The sequence below is a fragment of the Haladaptatus litoreus genome (assembly GCF_900156425.1).
Lineage (GTDB): Archaea > Halobacteriota > Halobacteria > Halobacteriales > Haladaptataceae > Haladaptatus > Haladaptatus litoreus.
The window spans coordinates 1675433-1693508 of sequence record NZ_FTNO01000001.1 but is presented as its reverse complement, the minus strand read 5'-3'; the positions used below and the strand labels follow the sequence as shown (position 1 = coordinate 1693508).

General features: G+C 59.4%; 19 protein-coding genes. 7 read left to right on the top strand and 12 right to left on the bottom strand.

What is annotated here, in order from left to right:
- The first annotated feature begins 9 nt into the window (after nt 1-9).
- The 3 genes from BW974_RS08915 to BW974_RS08905 all read left to right on the top strand — a co-directional run bounded on the left by BW974_RS08915 (nt 10) and on the right by BW974_RS08905 (nt 2565).
- Nucleotides 10-420, top strand: a complete 411-nt coding sequence (locus BW974_RS08915) for an archease (RefSeq protein ID WP_076429790.1) — start codon at nt 10-12, stop codon at nt 418-420.
- A 64-nt stretch (nt 421-484) separates the two neighbouring features.
- On the top strand, nt 485-1942 hold the full coding sequence (locus BW974_RS08910) for an RtcB family protein (protein ID WP_076429789.1): 1458 nt from the start codon (nt 485-487) through the stop codon (nt 1940-1942).
- A gap of 83 nt (nt 1943-2025) precedes the next feature.
- Nucleotides 2026-2565, top strand: coding sequence for a hypothetical protein (locus BW974_RS08905; protein WP_076429788.1), 540 nt, complete (start codon nt 2026-2028; stop codon nt 2563-2565).
- A gap of 24 nt (nt 2566-2589) precedes the next feature.
- Here the strand turns inward: BW974_RS08905 and BW974_RS08900 are convergent, their stop codons facing one another.
- Complete coding sequence (locus tag BW974_RS08900) at nt 2590-2952, bottom strand: DUF7969 family protein (RefSeq protein WP_076429787.1); 363 nt, start codon at nt 2950-2952, stop codon at nt 2590-2592.
- Nucleotides 2953-3081: 129 nt separating this feature from the next.
- On the opposite strand from BW974_RS08900, the gene BW974_RS08895 reads away from it, so the two are divergent.
- Nucleotides 3082-3933 (top strand): eIF2B alpha/beta/delta subunit family protein, encoded by an 852-nt coding sequence (locus BW974_RS08895; protein ID WP_076429786.1) that lies wholly within the window; start codon nt 3082-3084, stop codon nt 3931-3933.
- 20 nt (nt 3934-3953) lie between these two features.
- On the opposite strand, the gene BW974_RS08890 is transcribed toward BW974_RS08895, so the two are convergent.
- Together BW974_RS08890 and BW974_RS24620 are read right to left on the bottom strand one after the other, a co-directional pair.
- Entirely contained in the window at nt 3954-5054 is a 1101-nt protein-coding gene (locus BW974_RS08890; protein ID WP_076429785.1) for a Gfo/Idh/MocA family protein, read from the bottom strand.
- Nucleotides 5055-5406: 352 nt separating this feature from the next.
- Complete coding sequence (locus BW974_RS24620) at nt 5407-5616, bottom strand: hypothetical protein (RefSeq protein ID WP_139328843.1); 210 nt, start codon at nt 5614-5616, stop codon at nt 5407-5409.
- 71 nt (nt 5617-5687) lie between these two features.
- Between BW974_RS24620 and BW974_RS08885 the strand changes: the two genes are divergently transcribed.
- Nucleotides 5688-6119, top strand: a complete 432-nt coding sequence (locus BW974_RS08885; RefSeq protein ID WP_076429784.1) for an NUDIX hydrolase — start codon at nt 5688-5690, stop codon at nt 6117-6119.
- 14 nt (nt 6120-6133) lie between these two features.
- On the opposite strand, the gene BW974_RS08880 is transcribed toward BW974_RS08885, so the two are convergent.
- Nucleotides 6134-7105, bottom strand: a complete 972-nt coding sequence (locus BW974_RS08880) for a sugar phosphate isomerase/epimerase family protein (protein WP_076429783.1) — start codon at nt 7103-7105, stop codon at nt 6134-6136.
- Nucleotides 7106-7181: 76 nt separating this feature from the next.
- Between BW974_RS08880 and BW974_RS08875 the strand changes: the two genes are divergently transcribed.
- Nucleotides 7182-8192: a DUF2332 domain-containing protein gene (locus tag BW974_RS08875; protein ID WP_076429782.1), complete on the top strand. Its 1011-nt coding sequence runs from the start codon at nt 7182-7184 to the stop codon at nt 8190-8192.
- Between the two features lies 1 nt (nt 8193).
- Here the strand turns inward: BW974_RS08875 and BW974_RS08870 are convergent, their stop codons facing one another.
- From BW974_RS08870 to BW974_RS08840, 7 genes are all read right to left on the bottom strand, one after another.
- Nucleotides 8194-9261, bottom strand: a complete 1068-nt coding sequence (locus tag BW974_RS08870; protein WP_076429781.1) for a Gfo/Idh/MocA family protein — start codon at nt 9259-9261, stop codon at nt 8194-8196.
- 128 nt (nt 9262-9389) lie between these two features.
- The gene (locus BW974_RS08865; RefSeq protein WP_076429780.1) at nt 9390-9593 is read right to left on the bottom strand and encodes a DUF8005 family protein; all 204 of its coding nucleotides are present in this window, start codon (nt 9591-9593) and stop codon (nt 9390-9392) included.
- Between the two features lies 1 nt (nt 9594).
- Nucleotides 9595-10782 carry an ABC transporter ATP-binding protein gene (locus BW974_RS08860; protein WP_076429779.1) on the bottom strand — a complete coding sequence of 396 codons (1188 nt, stop codon included), beginning with the start codon at nt 10780-10782 and terminating at the stop codon, nt 9595-9597.
- 6 nt (nt 10783-10788) lie between these two features.
- Nucleotides 10789-11736: a carbohydrate ABC transporter permease gene (locus tag BW974_RS08855; RefSeq protein WP_076429778.1), complete on the bottom strand. Its 948-nt coding sequence runs from the start codon at nt 11734-11736 to the stop codon at nt 10789-10791.
- Nucleotides 11737-12717, bottom strand: coding sequence for a carbohydrate ABC transporter permease (locus BW974_RS08850; protein ID WP_076429777.1), 981 nt, complete (start codon nt 12715-12717; stop codon nt 11737-11739).
- Between the two features lie 12 nt (nt 12718-12729).
- Complete coding sequence (locus BW974_RS08845; protein WP_084186220.1) at nt 12730-14199, bottom strand: extracellular solute-binding protein; 1470 nt, start codon at nt 14197-14199, stop codon at nt 12730-12732.
- A 258-nt stretch (nt 14200-14457) separates the two neighbouring features.
- Nucleotides 14458-15444 (bottom strand): aldo/keto reductase, encoded by a 987-nt coding sequence (locus tag BW974_RS08840; RefSeq protein ID WP_076429776.1) that lies wholly within the window; start codon nt 15442-15444, stop codon nt 14458-14460.
- A 563-nt stretch (nt 15445-16007) separates the two neighbouring features.
- Between BW974_RS08840 and BW974_RS08835 the strand changes: the two genes are divergently transcribed.
- A complete protein-coding gene (locus BW974_RS08835) occupies nt 16008-16811 on the top strand; it encodes a DUF8054 domain-containing protein (protein ID WP_076429775.1) in 804 nt (267 codons plus the stop codon).
- Between the two features lie 15 nt (nt 16812-16826).
- Here BW974_RS08835 and trmB read toward each other — a convergent pair whose 3' ends face one another.
- Nucleotides 16827-17888: an HTH-type sugar sensing transcriptional regulator TrmB gene (gene trmB, locus BW974_RS08830; RefSeq protein ID WP_076429774.1), complete on the bottom strand. Its 1062-nt coding sequence runs from the start codon at nt 17886-17888 to the stop codon at nt 16827-16829.
- Between the last annotated feature and the right edge of the window lie 188 nt (nt 17889-18076).

The following is an 18076-nucleotide window of genomic DNA, read 5'->3' as shown; positions in this document are numbered from 1 at the left end:
AATCCGATAATGACCTACGCGCTCCGCGAGCATACCGCCGACGTTGCGGTCGAAGCCACAGGAAAGTCTCTCTCTGCTGTTTTCGCCGCCGTCGCCGACGGACTGGCCGCCGCGATGTGTGACGACATTCCGGACACGGGCGAGCGATTCGATATCGAAGTGAGTGCCGAGAGTCGGGAAGCACTGCTGTTCGACTATCTGGACGAACTCATCTACGAGCGCGACGTTCGGGCCGTCCTCCCCGTCGAAAACGAGGCGAGCGTCCACGACGCCGACGGCGAGTGGACGCTCGCGGGAAGCGCGCGAGGCGTGCCCCTCGCGGGACTCGGGGCACGCGAAATCAAGGCCGTGACGTACTCCGAGATGGCAATCGAGGAAACCGCGGATGGATGGCGGGCCTACGTGGTTTTCGACGTGTAATTAACGCAGAACTGTCGAACCGAACCCCGAAACGTCTTCGGGGTTCGGGAATCTACCTTCGAGTATGAACACGTACACCGCGGGAGACATCACGCTCGAACAGGTTCGAGAGTACGTCTGGGAAATCCCGCAAGAAGGGGACATGGGGACGCCAGCGCGGGTGTTCGCCAGCGAAGAGCTACTGGAACAAATCGCGGACGACAAGACGTTAGAACAGTTGAAAAACACGACACATCTTCCGGGCGTGCAAAAGTACGCTCTCTGCATGCCGGATGGCCATCAGGGGTACGGCTTCCCCGTCGGCGGCGTGGCCGGAATCGACGCGGAAAACGGCTGTATTTCGCCGGGAGCGGTCGGCTACGACATCAACTGCGGGGTTCGGATGATGCGGACGAACCTCACCTACGACGATTTGCGCGGGAACGAAGAAGAACTCGTGGACGCTCTCTTCGCCAACATCCCGTCGGGGCTCGGCGGCGGCGGCGTCGTAGAGGGCGACATCGACGCCGTCAACGACGTTCTCGACCGCGGAATGGCGTGGGCGCTGGACGAAGGCTACGCGACGGAAGCTGATTTGGCCCACTGCGAGGACGAAGGGGTTCGGCAGGAAAGCGACCCGTCGGCAGTTTCACAGAAGGCGAAAGACCGCGGCAAAAACCAGTTGGGGAGCCTCGGCAGCGGCAACCACTTCCTCGAAGTCCAGCGCGTGACCGACGTGTTCCGCGAGGATGTCGCCGAGGCCTACGGCCTCTCGGAAGACCAAATCGTCGTCCTCATCCACTGCGGAAGCAGAGGGCTGGGCCATCAGGTCTGCAACGATTACCTGCGAAAAATCGAGAAAACCCACTCCGGTCTGCTGTCGAAACTCCCGGACAAGGAACTCGCCGCGGCCCCCGCGGGGAGCCAACTCGCCGAAGAGTACTATCAGGCGATGGGTGCGGCAATCAACTTCGCGTGGGTGAACCGCCAACTCATCATGCATCGAACGCGGCAGGTCTTCGAGCGCGTGTTCGGCCAGTCGTGGGAGGCAATGGAGATGGAACTGCTGTACGACGTGGCGCACAACATTGCGAAAAAGGAAACCCACGACGTGAACGGCGAAGAAAAGGAACTGTTCGTTCACCGGAAGGGTGCGACTCGGGCGTTTCCTGCGGGCCATCCCGAGGTGCCCGGCGCGTACCTCGACGTGGGACAACCAATCATCATCCCGGGAAGCATGGGCGCGGGAAGCTACGTCCTCTGCGGCGGCGAGGAGTCGATGAACCTCAGTTTCGGTTCGACTGCCCATGGAGCAGGTAGAGTGATGAGCAGGACGCAGGCAAAAAAGGATTACTGGGGCGGCGACGTGCAGGACGAACTCGAACAGGAACAGATCTACGTCAAGGCCCAGAGCGGCGCGACGGTGGCAGAGGAAGCACCGGGCGTCTACAAGGACGTGGACGAGGTCGTGAAAGTATCCGACGCGCTCGGAATCGGCGACAAGGTGGTTCGGACGTATCCCGTCTGTAACATCAAGGGGTAGGCGAAGGAATACATAAACGGATAGGTAAAATAATCCTTTCACTAATCAAAATATTTTGATACCTCTTGTGACGAAGGAAGAGTATGCGACGACGAGCGGTGCTCAGCACGCTGGCCACGGGTACCACCGCTGGCTGTATCGGTGGGATTCTCGGACTGTCCTCGGATGATTCTCGATTCAGTATCGAGAACGATTCGGTGCCGGATGGACTACCAGCGACGCTTTCGGCGACGCTCGTTTCGGGTGCGACCGCGGAGCATCCGCCGATGCTCCGCGTGACGTTCGAATGTACCGCAAAATTCGAGCAGACGATTCGGTTCGGCTACCCGAGTCCATTTTCGGACGTGGTCAGCGCCGACACAGATGGGTCGAGACTCGTCCTCCAGTACAAACCCGATTCGAACGACAGACGCGACGGATGCTGGCAAAGCGGCCACCTCGGCGGACGGGGAACGACTGAGCGGCAGACGCTCGAACCCGGCGAGAAATCACAGGTCGAATGGGCGGTTCTTAATTACGCGAAAAACGAGTCCTGTTTCCCGAGCGGACGCTACCGGTTCGAAGACCAGTACAGCGTCGGTGGAAAAACGTACAGTTGGGGATTCTGGTTCAGAGTACGGTGAATCCGCTGGACGAGTGTTGCGCTTTCAGGTTCTGAAATCGAAGTTCGGCGCGTCTTCGGGACGGAGCGGAACGTGCGGGTCGAGTTCTTCGCCGTCCTCGAACTTCACGAAGTTGAGGTAGTACAGTTCGCCACAGCCATCTTCGTCAGTTTCGCTCGTCCTCGCAGGAATCTCCGATTCCTGCTGTTGTCGAGAATCGAACCCCAGTTCTAAACCGCCACAGACGATTTGGACGCCGTCTGCATCCTCGAAATCGTCGTAGGCATTGGCGTACTCCCACCCATCCAAGGGGTCGGCAGTCACCGATTTGTCGGCGAGGTTGGCGTCGCGTTCCAGCGTGGCGATTGCACCGCAGTGAGGGCAGTAGTAGCGGACAGGGACAGTCATCGTTGGAGGTTGGTGTCGAACGGATGTAAACTGCGCGTCGGCGCGTCGGTTCGTCTCAGCGAACCGACGCGCAATTCGTGAAAACGCAAACCCAGAACAATCTTGTAGCCCGGCGAACACCGTTATTGCATGATAGACGAGACAGTCGAGGAGATACAGGAGATGCAAACGCACAGCTCCTCGACCGTCGCGGTGAAAGCCGCCCGCGCGCTAGAAGACCTCCTCAGCCGCGATTTCGAGACGGTCGAAGAGTTCGAGCGAGCGCTCGACCACAACAGCAACGCCCTCCGGCGTGCGAATCCATCTCACGCATCGCTCGTGACGACCCAGCGAGCAATCGTGAAGATGGTCACCGACGCAGAGAGCGAATCGGTCGAGCAGGCGAAAGAGAGGATGTCACAGGCCATCGACAGCGTGGTCGAACAGGTCGTCACCGCAAAACGCAGGGCCGCGGAAAACGCCGCCCCGCAGTTCGAGGACGGGATGACCCTCATGACCCACGATTACTCTTCGACGGTGCTTGAGGCGATCGAAAACGCCGTTGCTGACGGAGTCTATCTCGACGTGTACGTGCTAGAAGCCAGACCGCGCTACCTCGGGCGCAAAACCGCCCGCGTCCTCGGGGAAATCGACCAAGTCGATGCGACGCTCATCATCGACAGCGCGGCGGGCCACTACCTGCCGGAGTGTGACCGCGTGTTCACCGGCATGGACTGCATCGTTGACGGCACGCTATACAACCGCGTCGGGACGTTCCCGCTCGCCGCCACCGCAAACGAGGTGGACGTGCCCGTCACTACCGTCGGTTCCAGCGCGAAAATCGTCGGCGAGGCGTTCCGCTTCGAGAACGATTTCAGGTCGGCCAGCGAAGTCATTCGAGAACCAGCCGAAGGGTTTTCCGTGGAGAATCCTGCCTACGATGCGACTCCCACCGATATGCTCGATTCCGTCGTGACGGACGAGGGAACGTGGGAGTACTGAACTGAAACAACTAATCTGTTCTACTCGACGCTCACCCACTCCCCGTTTTCGTCACTTTCCTCAATCGCGTTCAACACCGTCTGCACTTTCAGCCCGTCTGCAAAGTTCGGATGGTATTCCTCGCCCGAATCGACTGCCGAGAGGAACTCGTAATTCTCGTGGACGAAGGTGTGTTCCCAGCCGATGACGTGGCCCGGTGGCCACCAGTGGTCGATGTAGGGGTCGGATTCGTCGGTGACGAGAATCGTCTCGTAGCCGCGGTTGTCGTCCCGTAGGAGTTCGAGTTCGTTGAGGCGTTCGAGCGAGAACTTCAGGCTTCCCTCGGAACCGTGAACCTCGATGGTGTGGTCGTTCTTGTGCCCCGTGGCGAATCGCGAGGCTTCGAAGGTTCCCATCACGCCGCCCGCCAGTTCGGCCTGCGCGGAGTAGGCGTCGTCCACCGTGACGGGTTTGGTTTCGTCTTCGCCCTCCACTGGGCGCTCGTCCACGAAGGTTTGGAGGTGCCCCGACACGCGCTCTACGTCGCCCACGAGGAACTGCGCGAGGTCGATGGTGTGCGCGCCGAGGTCGCCGAGTGCGCCACTGCCCGCCAGTTCTGCGTCGTTGCGCCACGACCACGGAGCCTCGGGGTCAACCAGCCAGTCCTGCAAATATTTCCCTCGGAACTGGTGAATCTCGCCGAGTTCGCCGTCCTCGATGAGTCGCTTGGCGTACCGAATCGCCGGAACGAATCGGTAGTTGAACGCGGTCGCGGTCGGCACGCCCGCCGATTCCGCCGCGTCGGCCATTCGCTCGGCGTCCGAAAGGCTGGCCGCGAGCGGTTTTTCGGAGAGAACCGGGGTGCCTGCTTCCAGTGCGGCGATGGAGGGTTCGGCGTGGACGAAGTTCGGTCCGAGATTGTAGAACACGTCAACCTCGTCGATTACTTCCTTCCAGTTTGTGCTCGTGTTTTCGAAACCGAGACGGTCTGCGGCCTCCGTAAGTGCCTCCTCATCTCTCCCGACGAGGACGTGGCGCTCTACGTCCGGCGCGTCCGGGAAGAACATTGGCAGGCGGGCGAGGGCGTTCGCGTGGGCTTTTCCCATGAATCGGTAGCCTAACACTCCGACTTTTAGACTCATATCTTGTGTAGGGTTCTTTGCGGGACCGCTTAGTGTTTGATGGCCACGGCGAAAATAGCGGTGACGAGGATAGATTCTGTGGAAAAATTATTGTTCTGTAATTGAAATCGTGTATTTCAGTTCGGTTTCTGTTGTCGCTGTTTGTTCGATTTTGCTAGCGATATCCGACTCCAATCATACCACACACATCGAGGAATAGCAGTACGCGATTCGAAATTGTGTAGGTTTGCCGGTAGCAAGTCACGACTCCAATCATACCGCCACCGCATCAGCCACACCCTCCCCAACCGACTCGCTTCGCTCGTCCCTCGCGCGGGCGACTAAAGTCGCCTTCGCGCGCCACATCGCTTGACTAACCGGCCGAATGGTTGCGCCAGCGCGTTCGCATGAACGAGACGAGGCGACTGCGTCGCCTCGCTGGCGAACGGCGAAGCCGTGAGCGCCGAACGACAGTGAGGCGTGAATGCAGTCCCGCGCTGGCGGGGAGGAGTGGGGAGACTGGCGGTGCGGGCCTTGGTGGATGAAGGGCGAGCGAAGCGAGGGCTTCGTTTGGAGTCGGCATCGGTCTCCGACGATTGAAATACCGCAATCTACTTGAGAGAATCCAGAATATTGTCACGTCTCACAACATCAATGCACAACAATCACATCCGCGTCTCCGCCCGAGGACTCGTCTGGCGGGACGACGAACTGCTCGTGGCGCAGGACACCAAACCAACCGAGGAAGAGCCATTCTACTATCCTCTCGGCGGCGGTGTCGAGTTCGGCGAACACAGCGAGAACGCCCTCCGGCGCGAGTTCGGCGAGGAGTTAGGCGTCACGCTGAAAAACGTCACCTACCGCGAAACCTACGAGGGATTGTTCACGTTCGACGGCAATCCCGCGCACGAACTCTGGCGCGTCTACGAAGCTGAAATAGTGGAGTCGTGGCCATACGAACGTGACGAGTTCTCGGGCTACGAAGCCGAGTTTAACGAAGAAATCGAGTGCTTCTGGAAACGCCCAGCCGAGTTTTCCGAGGAGAAAGTGACGTTCTACCCCGAGCAACTGGTTTCCGATTTGTAGCCCACTGATTCGCTCTATTCCGCCCAGTAGGCTTCGCCGGGAGTCGTTCGGAACACCACGCGCTCTAGCATCTCGACGGCCTTCTCCAGTCCTTCGGTCGAACTGGTTAACGAGTCCTCGTGTTCGATGGAGAGCGTGCCGTCGTACTCAATCATCCTGAGCGCACTGACGATGTCCTTCCAGTGTTCTTCGCCGTGGCCGTAGCCGACGGAGCGGAACAGCCACGAGCGGTTGGCTTCCTCGTCGTAGGGCGTCGTGTCGAGGACGCCTTTGTAGCGCGCTTGGGATTCGTACACTTTCGTGTCCTTGGCGTGGAAGTGGTGGATTGCGTCGTGTTCGCCGAGGAAGCGAATGGCCTCGACCACGTCGATTCCCTGCCAGTAGAGGTGGCTCGGGTCGAAGTTCGTCCCGATTCGCTCGTTGGTCGAGTTCCGGAGTTCGAGCATCCCGGCGGGTTCGTGGATGAGCATGTTCGGGTGCATCTCGATTGCGACATCGACGCCGTGGTCTGCGGCGTGCTCCGCCAAATCGCGCCAGTACGGAATGGCGACCTCTTCCCACTGGTAGGTGTGCGCCTCGTCGTGTTCGGTCGGCCACGGGGCGGTAATCCAGTTCGGCACCTCGTCATTCGGGCCGCCAGCGGGGAGTCCGGAGAAACAGGTGACCGTATTTACATCCAACTGGTCGGCCAACTGAATGGCTTCGCGGAGTTCGGTGTCGGCCTCCTCGGCCTGCTCGTCGTCGGGATGAAGCGGGTTGTTGTGGGTCGCCAGCGCGCTGATATGCATGTCGTGTTCGGCCAGCAGGGAGTGCAGCTCCTCCTGTGCGTCGTCGTCGTCCAGATACTCGTCGCGGGGGAGATGGGTGTCGCCGGGATAGCCGCCGACGCCGGGTTCGATAGCGTCCACGCCGATATCATTGAGATACGCGAGCGCGTCGGAAAGCGATTCACCGTACAGTGGCGGAGTGTGAACGCCGATGTCCATAGCATGAACCATTACTTCGTTCGGGAATAAAACTTCGGTGGCAAGGCTTACGCCGCCCGTCTTCCATTCTCCGAACATGAGCCTCGCCGAGCAGTTCGAGTGGTTCGCTGACTGGTGTGTTGGAACGTCGCCCCTGTACGAGGAGATTTCGCGCGAAATCGCGGACGACCCGGATTTGCTCGCGATCGCGGAGGAAATCCCGCCGAAACGCGGCACGCCGAACATCCTGTTCGCGGCGATTCACTGGCATCTGCTCGGCGGTGCTAACCACGAACTCGCGGAGTACTATCCGACCCTCACGGACGACCCAAAATCGGACAATCCATTTCCCGCGTTTCGGGAGTTCTGTCTCGTGTTCGAGACAGAACTCCTTCCACTCCTGCGAAACCGGAGAACCCAGACCAATGCGGTTCGGCGGTGTACCGCGCTCTTTCCGGCGTTTTCGCACGTTTCAAAGGAAGTCGGCGGCGACCCACTCGCGCTGGTCGAACTCGGCCCCAGCGGCGGCCTCAACCTCTGTTGGCACCAGTACGCCTACGATTACGGCGATGCTGGCCAGTTCGGGACGAGCGACTTCGTCCTCGATTCGGAAATCAGGAGTGAGAAAACCCCACCCATCTCGGACGACTTTCCCGCAGTCGCTTCACGTATCGGAATCGACCTGAATCCGCTTTCCATACAGGACGAGAAAGACGTTCGTTGGCTTCGCGCACTCATCTGGCCGGAACACGGAGACCGCCACCGTCTGCTTCAGCGCGCCGCGGACGTGGCACAACAGCACCCGCCAGAACTCCGGCAGGGTGACGCAATCGAGGAACTGCCGGACGTGCTCGCGGAAATTCCGGACGATGTGCCCGTCTGCGTCTTTGACACGCAAATGCGCTATCAACTGCCCGACTCGGCACAAGACCGACTACGGGCGCACATCGAATCCGCCGCGCAGGAGCGCACGATTCACTGGCTATCGGGCCACGAATCGACTGACGAGTGGGATAACGCCTTCACGCTCGACTGGTTCGACGGCGAGGAGTACGAACCGCTCGTCGCCTACGAACAGCACGGAAAATGGATTCGGTGGCTGTTGTAATCTATTCTAACTGCACTGCCTGTTCGTTCTTCGAGGAACGATAGACCGCGTCGATGACGCGCTGAACCGTCAGCGCCTGTTCGATGGTGTTCATCTTCGGCGCGACGCCGTCACGAACTGCTTCGAAGAAGACGCGCTGTTCTGCTTTGTGGGCGTCTTCCTGTCGGGTTCTGACGCTGGTGTCCGAGAAGTGGTCTGCGCCGACCATACTCGTCTCGTACATCGTGAGCGAATCGTCGCTCTTGTCGAAACTCGCTCCGGCGTCGGTTCCGCGGACGTGGTATTTTTCGCTGGATTCGCGGTTCGCGGCCCACGCGACTTCGAGCGCGATTGTTTTTCCGTCTTCACAGCGGATAAACGCGCTCACCGAATCGTCAACCGTGAACGCGCCGGATTCGGTGTCGTCGCCCCACATTTCGAGATAGGTGTAATCGTCGCGACTTCCGAACTGCGAGCGGACTTCGCCGCTGACTTCCTTGACCGTCGGGAAGTCGTGCAGATGCAGTGCGAGGTCGATGGCGTGGACGCCGATGTCGATGAGCGCGCCGCCACCCGCCACGTCACGGTTCGTGAACCACGAACCGCGACCCGGAATGCCTCGGCGTCGAATGTAGTTCGCTTCGACGTGGCGTGTCCTGCCGAATCGACCCTCGTCTTGGTAGCCTTTGATGACTTCGACGGGGTTGCGGAATCGGTTGTGGAAGCCGACCATACAGAAACCGTCAGCGTTCCGGGCCGCCTCCGCGATTCGCTCCGCGCTCTCCAGCGTGTGCGCGAGCGGCTTTTCCAGAAGAACGTCGAGTCCCGCGTTCAGCGCGGCGACGGCGTACTCCTCGTGAAACTTGTTCGGTGTCGTGACGATGACACAATCGACGTCTGCTTCGTACAGTTCTTCGTAGCTCTCGAACGAGCGGGTGTCGTATTTCTCGGCAAATCGCGCACGGGCGTCGGGGTTAATATCGACGCCGCCGACGATTTCGTGACGCAAATCAGTGATTCTATCAGCGTGATAATGTCCAATATTTCCGAGACCGACGAACCCAACTCGAACCGGCTCACTGGCACTCATACTTACGGCTCACCTGTGAGACGGTGTTATTCTTTTCCTTTCGCTCGCTCGGTTTTACCGAGCTGGTACTTCCGCTTCGAAAACGGAACGATTGTCCGACACAGTTCTGATGGTCACGGGGAGTCACGTCAGTACAACTGCTGTTTTTTGTCTTCGCGTTCACGCTCCCGCTCTTCTTCCGCCTTCTGTGCGCGGCGATTGTCGATAAGTGTTCGGAGGCCGGGGATGATTTTGTTTTTCAAATCGAGGACGAACGAGACGATACCGTAGGCCCAAAAGAAAAACAGGAGCGTCCCTGCCCCGAAATACACCAACCTGAACTCCACCGCCATCTCAGTCGTCCCCCTCCGCTTCGGTGCCGGTGGGGCCTGCTTCGACGGGCGCAAATTCGAGGCCGTGCGCGATTGCGTCGCCGGTGTCGGTGTCGAACAGATGAATCCGCTCCCTGTCGAGGACGATTTCCACGTCTTCGTCCGTGTCGATGTCCTTGTCTGGGTTCACGCTCATCAGCAGTTGATGAGCGTCGTCAGCTTCGGCGTCCATTCCCACAGTCTCGCCCTCTCCCGTGAGGATGTAGACGAAGATTTCGTCGCCCATCGGTTCGAGAACGTCCGTCGTGGCGTCGATTCTGCTGGTCGGGTTCGACACGTTTCCGGCATCTTCGACGAGATACACGTCTTCGGGACGGACACCCATCGTTAGCGTGTCGTCCACCGACACGTCGTTGAGTTGTCCGGTGTCGAACTCGACGTGGTAGTCCGGCGTCTGGAGGCCGTTGGAATCGACGACGCCCTCCACGAAGTTCATGCTCGGCGAGCCGATGAAGCCCGCGACGAACAGGTTCTCGGGTTCGTTGTAGCAGTCGAGCGGCGGGGCGAACTGCTGGAGTTCACCTTTGTTGATGACCGCCACGCGGTCGGACATCGTCATCGCCTCCGCTTGGTCGTGCGTGACGTAGATGATGGTCGCGTCGAGTTCCTTGTGGAGTCGCTGGAGTTCGGTGCGCATGTGAACGCGCAGTTTGGCGTCCAGATTCGCCAGCGGTTCGTCCATCAAGAACACGTCGGGTTCGCGCACGATTGCGCGCGCAATCGCAACGCGCTGGCGCTGACCGCCGGACATCTCGTCCGGCATTCTATCGAGCAAGCCTTCGAGTTGGACGATCTCCGACGCGTTCTCGACGCGACGATCAACCTCGTCCTTCTCGTAGTTTCTGAGTCGTAGCCCGAAACTGATGTTGTCGTACACGTCCATGTGCGGGAACAACGCGATATTCTGGAACACCATCGCGATGCCGCGGTCTTTTGGCGGAAGTTTGGTGACTTCTCGCCCTGCGATGGAAATCGTCCCGTCCGACGGAATCGTCAGCCCCGCGATGGTTTCGAGCGTCGTGGATTTTCCACACCCCGACGGGCCGACGAGCGTGACGAACTCGCCGTCCCGGATATCGAGGTTCATGTCATCGACTGCCGTTACATCTTCGTACCGTTTCGAAACGTGTTCTAAGTTGACTTCACCCATTGTGTATCACTCCTTCAGTGCGCCAGCGGTGAGGCCGCTGACGATTTTTTCCTGTGCGATGACGACGAGGATGGCGATGGGCAGGACGCCCACGATGCTCGCCGCCGCCATCAGGTTGTAAAACTCCGCGTACTGGCCTTGGTAGCCGAGGATACCCCACAGCAGTGGTGCCCAGTTCTGTACCTCCCCGTTGGTCATGAGGAACGAGAAGAAGAACTCGTTGTACACCGAGATAAACGTTAGCACTCCTGCGGTCGCCACGCCCGGTGCGGACAGCGGGATGATGACTCGGAACAGCGCGCCGAGTCGCGTCGTCCCCTCGATTCGTGCGGCGTCCTCCAAGCCGTCCGGAATCTGGCCGTAGAACGTCGTCAGGATGAATATCGAGAGGGGCATGAACAGCGCGCTGAACGGAAGCACCATCGCGCCCGGCGTGTTGTACAGCATCGGACTGCTAAGGCCGAATATCTCGACGTTCCCCGTGAATAACCGGAACAGCGGCAGCAGGAACGCCGCTGGCGGGAAGTACGAGATAGCGAGGATGAGCAACATCAGCGCGCCCCGTCCCGGGAACGACAATCGCCCGAAGACGTAGCCAGCGAGACTCGCTAACACCAACACGATTGCCGTGGTGACGAGCGCGAGCACGAAGCTGTTGAACATGTACAGATGGAACGGTAACTGCTCGAAGATTTCGATGAATACGCCAGGGTTGAATCCTTTCGGGAGGAACCAGACGTTTATAATCGACTCACGCGGCGTCAGTGCCAGCACGAGGAGCCAGTAGAACGGGAACAGCGTGGTGAACAGGAAGAAAATCGTCACCACGTAAAACATCGCCTGATAGGTTCGTTCCGGATCCTGAATCGACCCCTGCACCCATCGCTGGAACGGCCCTTGCGTCGTCTCTGCCTGCTGCCGACCGTCGGTTTGTGTTTGTTCTGTTTGTGCCATTCAGAAGCCTCCCTGTGAGTCGCGGAATTTCACGATGTATATCGACACCACAATTCCGATAATCGCCGCCGTGACGAACGCGACTGCCGCCGCGGTGCCGTATCGTCGCGTACTGAACGTCGTGACGACCAGACAGGACAGCGACGGAACCGTCGTACAGCCGGAGACGGTTTCGATGAGTCCGTACACCCGCATCGCAGCGATGGTGCGGAACAGCAGTGCGACGAGCACCGTCGGAAGCACGAGCGGCAGGGTAATCATCCGGAACTGCTGCCATTTCGACGCGCCCGCGACCTTCGCCACGTCGTAGAGGCTCCGGTCGATACTCTGGAGTCCGGCGAGGATGAGCAACGCCATGAACGCCGTCGTCTTCCAAATGTCCGCGAGGATGATGATACCCAGCGCGGAACTGCTGTTGGCCAGCGGCGTGCTGGTTAGCCCAATCATCTCGGTGAGGTTCGCACCGAACCCGATGCCCGGTTGGAACATCAGGTAGAAAATCATCCCCTGAATGACGATTGGAACCGCCCACGGGATGATGATTGCCACGCGCACCCAGCGTCGCCCACGGAAGTCTTGGTCGAGAACGAGTGCCTGTCCGAAGCCGATAATCGTCTCGACGAGGACGCTTGCTATCGTGAAGATGAACGTCACGATGAGCGCGCTTTTGAACGGTTGGCTGAAGTCGATGAACGGTTGTGGCAGTGCCACCGTGTCCAGCTTTCCGGCCAACAGGTCGGTGTAGTTCTGGAGGCCGACGAACTCCCCGACTTGCGATGCGCCGCGGAGGCTGTCGGCACGGAGGGACATCTCGAACGTGCTTAGCAGTGGCCAGAACGCGATGACGCCGAGCAATAACAGCGCGGGCATCAACAGCAGGTAGGCGAACTGCGTTTCGCTCAAGTTCTCTATCCATCTGACCGCGCCAGCGTACGCTCCTGACTTTTCTTGTCGTTTGTCGCTCGCTTGTTCGGTTGACATTCTTTGCTACCTCTACTTGTTGTACTCCTCGATTTCCGTTATTTGGCTGTTCAACGTGGACATCGCCTGTTGTGGGGACTGGTCGCCCGCGTACGCCGCGAAAACGCTCTGGGAAATCTTCCCAGATTCTTGGGGCCAGACGACCGACACGGGGCGCGGAAGTGCGTTCTGTCCCGCGACTTTCAGCGTATCGACGTAGCGGCCCATGATGGGCACGTCTCTCGCTCGCTGTGTTTCGAGCAGGTCTGGCTCGGGCGGAATCCAGCCGATGATTTCGAACAGTTTGAGCTTGAAACTCTCCGACGTCATCGCTTCGAGAACCTGTAACGCCTTGTCCTGCTTTTTGGTGTTCGGGTTGATGGCGACGTTCCACCCACCGAGGGCGGAGGCGACGCCGCCGAGTCCCTGTTTGTTCACCTGTCCTTTCTTGACGCCATACGGAATCGGCATGACGCCGAGGTCTTCGCCGAAGCCGCCTTCCGATTTCGGGGCTCCGTTGATGTTGATGGAGTACGGCCAATTGCGGTGCATGACCGCGTTTCCGTTGCTGAACGGCGCGCGCGACGTTTCCTCAATCCAGCTCAGAACGGCCCGTGGGGCGATACCGCCCTCGAAGTCGTTCAACGTATTCGGGGCGTTGTTCCCGTGGATGAACGTTCGAATCATCTTGATAGAGTCGATGACGTTCTGTGAATCCAAGGTAACCGGTCGCTCCCCAACTGGGCCGAGCAGGTTGTCGACACTGCCGAAGTACGTCCCTCCCCAACTGGTCATGAACTCGTTGAAGTCACAGCAGGACAAGCCCTCGTAGTTGCTCGCTTGGAAGGTAAATCCGTAATCGATGTTCTGATTGTCCTGGAGGACTTTCTTCGTAACTCGTGAAAATTTCTTCCACGAAATCCCCTCCGTCGCCCAGTTTTCCTGATCCGGATTGAAACCAGACTGCCGTACCAAATCCTTCCGATACTGTATCGTTCCGAAGTCGGAAAACAGCGGGATAGCGTAGAGGTCACCGTCAGTCGATTTGCCGGTGGTGACGCTCCCCTGAAAGTAATCGTTGTTGACTTTATTGAGTGCCTCGCTCGCCATGTTATCGCTCAAATTGAGCAGTTGGCGGCGCGCGATGAACGGAATCGCCCACCCGCTGTCTACGAGCAACAGGTCGGGTTCTTCGAGGTTCGCGGACAGCCACCGTTGGTATTGGGACTGGCGAGCACCAGTTTGTTCGTTCCCCGCGAGAACTTCGAGCCTGATGTTCTCGTCGAGTCCTGCTTCGTGCAGTGCGGTTTCTATCGCATCTTTGTTGGTTCTGACGTCGTCGTCGGCGGCCCACTGTACCACGTTGGGGTTGGTACTGCTCCCCCGTCCAGTACAGCCAGCAAGACCCGCGGCGGCACCGGATGCCCCGACGGCCTTCACGAACTTCCGTCGTGAAACGCCATCTCGCCGACGACGGTCATCACCCTCGCTAACACCAACCATACGGTTGTAGGACGGAAGGATTGCATTTATAACTTTGGTGCGATTGACTACTTGCGTTGTTATCTTTTCCGACCACGAACTATCACTTTCGTGCGGATTGAGTAGATGATGAGTAAAACTATTTATGGCCGAACGCTATCAGTTTAGCGGATAACCACCCGAAAAAACGGCGGTGACCGTGTTATTCGTTGCTGACACAGTCACGCACTAGTACATTTTTCGCTCGGCTTCGTTTCCTCGAATCGCAGAAGTTATCGGTTACAATCCGGCGATTTCCCGCGACCAGACCGGTGATTTCGGCGATTCGAGTCGTTCCAGTTCGGAATCGGAGAGTGCGACATCGAGTGACGCCACGTTCTCCTCCAGATGCTCTTCGGTTCGCGGGCCGATAATCGGCGAATCCACGACGGGTTTGTGAAGCAACCACGCCAGACTCACCTGCGCTGGCGTCACACCCTTCTCCTCGGCGATGGTGCGAACCTCGTCCAAGACGGCCCAGTTTTCGTCGGTGAACCGCGCTTCGGTGTGGTCGTCCTCCGTCGCCCGCCCCTCGGTCGGTTCCTCTCCGCGGTCGTACTTCCCGGTCAAAAACCCGCCCGCGAGCGGCGACCACGGAATGACGCCGACGCCCTCCGATTCACAGACGGGCAAAATATTTTCTTCCTCGTGGCGGTCTACGAGGTTGTACTCGGGTTGCATGCAGGTAAACCGCTCGTACTCTTGCAGGTCGCTCTCGGAGAGGGCTTTTGCGAACTGCCACGCCGCCATCGAACTCGCCCCGATGTAGCGAACTTTGCCCGTCTCCACGAGGTAGTCCAGCGCGGACAGCGTCTCTTTGATTGGTGTCTCGTCGTCCCAGCGATGGATTTGGTAGAGGTCGATGTAGTCGGTTCCCAGTCGGTCGAGGCTGGCCTCCGCTTGGTCGAGAATATGCTTTCGGGAGAGGCCCTGTCCGTTCGGATAGTCGCCCATCTTCCCGAACACTTTCGTCGCAATGACGAGTTCGTCGCGGTTTCGTCCCTCGATTGCTTTGCCGACGATTTCCTCGCTTTCACCCCGTGAGTAGACGTTTGCTGTGTCGAGGAAGTTGATGCCCATCTCCAGCGCGTCGTCGAGTAGTTCCAGACTTGCTTCCTCGTCGTTCATCATCCACGGCTGACTGCTCCCGAAGTTCATACAGCCGAGACAGAGGCGCGAGACGTCGAGGCCGGTGTCGCCGAGTTTCGTGTACTCCATTTCGGTCATGGTTCGCTAGATTGGTTCTGTAGGGTTGGATAAAGGGCTGTGGGCGGCCGGCGTGATTCGATTGTCATCAAATAGTGTGGATTCCCGCCGACGTTGCCGACGCCACTGAAACCGCACCGCGACAAGAAATACTATTTCTGGGACGATCTAGTTTCGAACAAGTTGATAGCAGTTCCCGACTCCAATGAAAACCGCAGCCGCCCACACGCCTCCCCAACCGACTCCTTCGCTCCTTTCAGTCGCTTAGTCGTCCCTCGCGCACTATCAGTCCGAACCGTCGGGCGAGATGCCCTCCGGTTCGCACCAGCACGCGCCACATCGCTCGATTGACCAGCCGGAAGGGTGCGCCAGCGCGTTCGCGCGAACGGTGAGCGAAGCGAACCGCAAGCGCACCTCCGCGCTGGCGGGGAGGAGTGGGGAGACTGCGGTGGCGGGGCCGTGGCGGTTTCAGTGCAGTCGTGACTTGCTACCTGCACAGCGAGAAAATCACGCTAAGAATTCAAAAATAGTCAAACACTTAATCGCCCGAACACTGAAACGAGCGGCCCACCAACCACTCGTCAATGCTGGAACGACTCCGAAAGCCGGAGTACACGGGCGAAAACCGGTGTTGGCCGTGTACCGTACTGAACACCATCCTCCTTCTTCTCGCGTGCGCAGTGATAGCAGTGTTCCCGAAAACGCGTTCGCGTCGTCTCGGACTCGCCTCGATAGTCGGACTCGTCGGCGGTTCCGCAATCGCCCTTCGTGGCTACTTCATTCCGGGGACGCCGCACGTCGCCCCTCGTCTGGCCGAGCGTCTCGGGTTCGAATCCCACCAATCGAACCGACAACCGACCGAAGCCGGGTCGCTCGCGGGCGATTCGAACGAGGTGTCGGGCGAACGGGCGATGGAAACCCTCCTCGATTCGGGCGTCATCCACGCCGTCGGCGAAACGCTCCATTTGGACGAAAACTTCCGCGCGGACTGGCGACAGGAGATGGAACATGCCAGGGATAGCGACCTCGAAAAGCACGTCCGAAAAGTCGCGCCTGACAAAGCAGTGGTGGAAGTGATCGAAAACGGCGATTGGGTCGTCGTCTCGGCCGGCGGCCCCGAAACCGAACAGTGGCTTTCCCGCCCGGTCGCAATCGCCGAGGTCGCGGGAGTGCGCGCGCTGGCCGATTACGGCATCGACCGAGACGTTCGGACGCAATCCGCGTCGGCACTGCGGGCGTTCCTCTACGACTGTCCGGACTGTGACGAACGACTCGAAGAAACCACCGCCAGCCGGTGCTGTGGCAGCGGTACGGGCACCAGTCCGCTGTCGCCGCCGGACGAAGTGCTTGCGTGTCCGGCCTGCCGCCAGCACGTCTTTACCTTTTAGCTTTCACTCTGTCATCTACCGCTCGTAGGCGGGCGGTTCGTCGGTGCCGATTCGGATTTCGTGCGCTTCGATGTCCTCTAGTGCGGCGACCTGCCCACCCACCGTAACGACGCCGCTCTCCGTTTCGACCGACATTCCGGCGACTCGCTCGCCGCCTTCGAAGGAGAAGCCGACGACTTTACCGCGGATGACCCGTTCCGCGCCGCTTTCTATGTCCCGGCCTTTGATGGTCGCGTAGAAGTCGCCCTCCATCCCTTGAATCTCTTTCACACAGCGACGGATGGAAGCGTAGCGTCGGGGGAACGTTCGCCCGTCGCCGTCGGTCGAGAGGGTTCGTTCCGCAGTCGTCCAGAGGACGGTGCCGAAAAAGCCGGAGACGAGGAAGCCAAGCGCCGAGCGGTTGAAGATGACGCCGTAGCGGTCGCGGTCGTCGCGCAGGGCGTCCTGCGTGGCGTACATGGAATACTCGCCGTCCGCCACCGCGATGACGGGCGTGGTGATTCCGCGTCGTGCACGGGCGGTCGTCGCCACGGATTCGTAGTCGAACTCCTCCGGATCGGGCGCTTCCGAGGCGGGCGTGACGAGCAGTTCGATGCTCACGCCGGAGTCGATTGCGTTTTTCAGGTCGTCTTTGAACCGGACGAGTAGGTCAGGCGTCAACGACAGCGCGACTTCGTACTCGGCGTTATCGATAACGTCTTCGAGATAGCGAAGGATGGTCGAGCGCGATTTGACGAGCGAGACGGCTTCCGTGTCTCGCGTCGGCGCGGTGTAGCGCGCTTCGAGGTTCGTTATCATGTCGTCGAGCGACGACTGCACGTCGGAGAACGCCTCTTCGGGGTCGATTGCGATGACTTTCATCGGTCGGGATTCACGAAGTTCGACCAGTCCCCGGTCGCTCAAACTGCGGACGGTGTCGTACACCCGCGGTTGCGGGATGTCCGTGTGGTCTGCGATTTGGCTCGCAGTCAGTCGTCCGTGTTCGAGCACTGTGAGGTATGCGTCGATTTCGTACTCCCCGAGATTGAACCGTTCTCCGACTCGTTCGAGCGTCAGATAGAGGTCGTCGGAGGCCATTACCCAAAGCAAACAAACGGAGGCCTATAGTACCACCTTTTCGCCTCCACCTTTTACGACGGTCGCAGGCAGGCGTGACGACAACCGCCGTCGTCACGCCTGCTGGCTCCCTGTAAAAGCTGGACCAAAAGCACTCCTCCCTCGCTTCGCGTTGCTCCGCTCGGTCGTCGGCCCGCTCACTCGTCACT

Excerpts from the sequence above, each read along its gene's own strand:
- BW974_RS08860 (WP_076429779.1), bottom strand. The coding sequence starts at position 10,782 with ATGGGTGAAGTCAACTTAGAACACGTTTCGAAACGGTACGAAGATGTA.
- BW974_RS08885 (WP_076429784.1), top strand. The coding sequence starts at position 5,688 with ATGCACAACAATCACATCCGCGTCTCCGCCCGAGGACTCGTCTGGCGG.
- BW974_RS08895 (WP_076429786.1), top strand. The coding sequence starts at position 3,082 with ATGATAGACGAGACAGTCGAGGAGATACAGGAGATGCAAACGCACAGC.
- BW974_RS08900 (WP_076429787.1), bottom strand. The coding sequence starts at position 2,952 with ATGACTGTCCCTGTCCGCTACTACTGCCCTCACTGCGGTGCAATCGCC.
- BW974_RS24620 (WP_139328843.1), bottom strand. The coding sequence starts at position 5,616 with ATGCCGACTCCAAACGAAGCCCTCGCTTCGCTCGCCCTTCATCCACCA.
- BW974_RS08855 (WP_076429778.1), bottom strand. The coding sequence starts at position 11,736 with ATGGCACAAACAGAACAAACACAAACCGACGGTCGGCAGCAGGCAGAG.
- BW974_RS08845 (WP_084186220.1), bottom strand. The coding sequence starts at position 14,199 with ATGGTTGGTGTTAGCGAGGGTGATGACCGTCGTCGGCGAGATGGCGTT.
- BW974_RS08910 (WP_076429789.1), top strand. The coding sequence starts at position 485 with ATGAACACGTACACCGCGGGAGACATCACGCTCGAACAGGTTCGAGAG.
- BW974_RS08865 (WP_076429780.1), bottom strand. The coding sequence starts at position 9,593 with ATGGCGGTGGAGTTCAGGTTGGTGTATTTCGGGGCAGGGACGCTCCTG.
- BW974_RS08880 (WP_076429783.1), bottom strand. The coding sequence starts at position 7,105 with ATGGACATCGGCGTTCACACTCCGCCACTGTACGGTGAATCGCTTTCC.
- trmB (WP_076429774.1), bottom strand. The coding sequence starts at position 17,888 with ATGGCCTCCGACGACCTCTATCTGACGCTCGAACGAGTCGGAGAACGG.
- BW974_RS08840 (WP_076429776.1), bottom strand. The coding sequence starts at position 15,444 with ATGACCGAAATGGAGTACACGAAACTCGGCGACACCGGCCTCGACGTC.
- BW974_RS08890 (WP_076429785.1), bottom strand. The coding sequence starts at position 5,054 with ATGAGTCTAAAAGTCGGAGTGTTAGGCTACCGATTCATGGGAAAAGCC.
- BW974_RS08850 (WP_076429777.1), bottom strand. The coding sequence starts at position 12,717 with ATGTCAACCGAACAAGCGAGCGACAAACGACAAGAAAAGTCAGGAGCG.
- BW974_RS08915 (WP_076429790.1), top strand. The coding sequence starts at position 10 with ATGACCTACGCGCTCCGCGAGCATACCGCCGACGTTGCGGTCGAAGCC.
- BW974_RS08875 (WP_076429782.1), top strand. The coding sequence starts at position 7,182 with ATGAGCCTCGCCGAGCAGTTCGAGTGGTTCGCTGACTGGTGTGTTGGA.
- BW974_RS08905 (WP_076429788.1), top strand. The coding sequence starts at position 2,026 with ATGCGACGACGAGCGGTGCTCAGCACGCTGGCCACGGGTACCACCGCT.
- BW974_RS08835 (WP_076429775.1), top strand. The coding sequence starts at position 16,008 with ATGCTGGAACGACTCCGAAAGCCGGAGTACACGGGCGAAAACCGGTGT.
- BW974_RS08870 (WP_076429781.1), bottom strand. The coding sequence starts at position 9,261 with ATGAGTGCCAGTGAGCCGGTTCGAGTTGGGTTCGTCGGTCTCGGAAAT.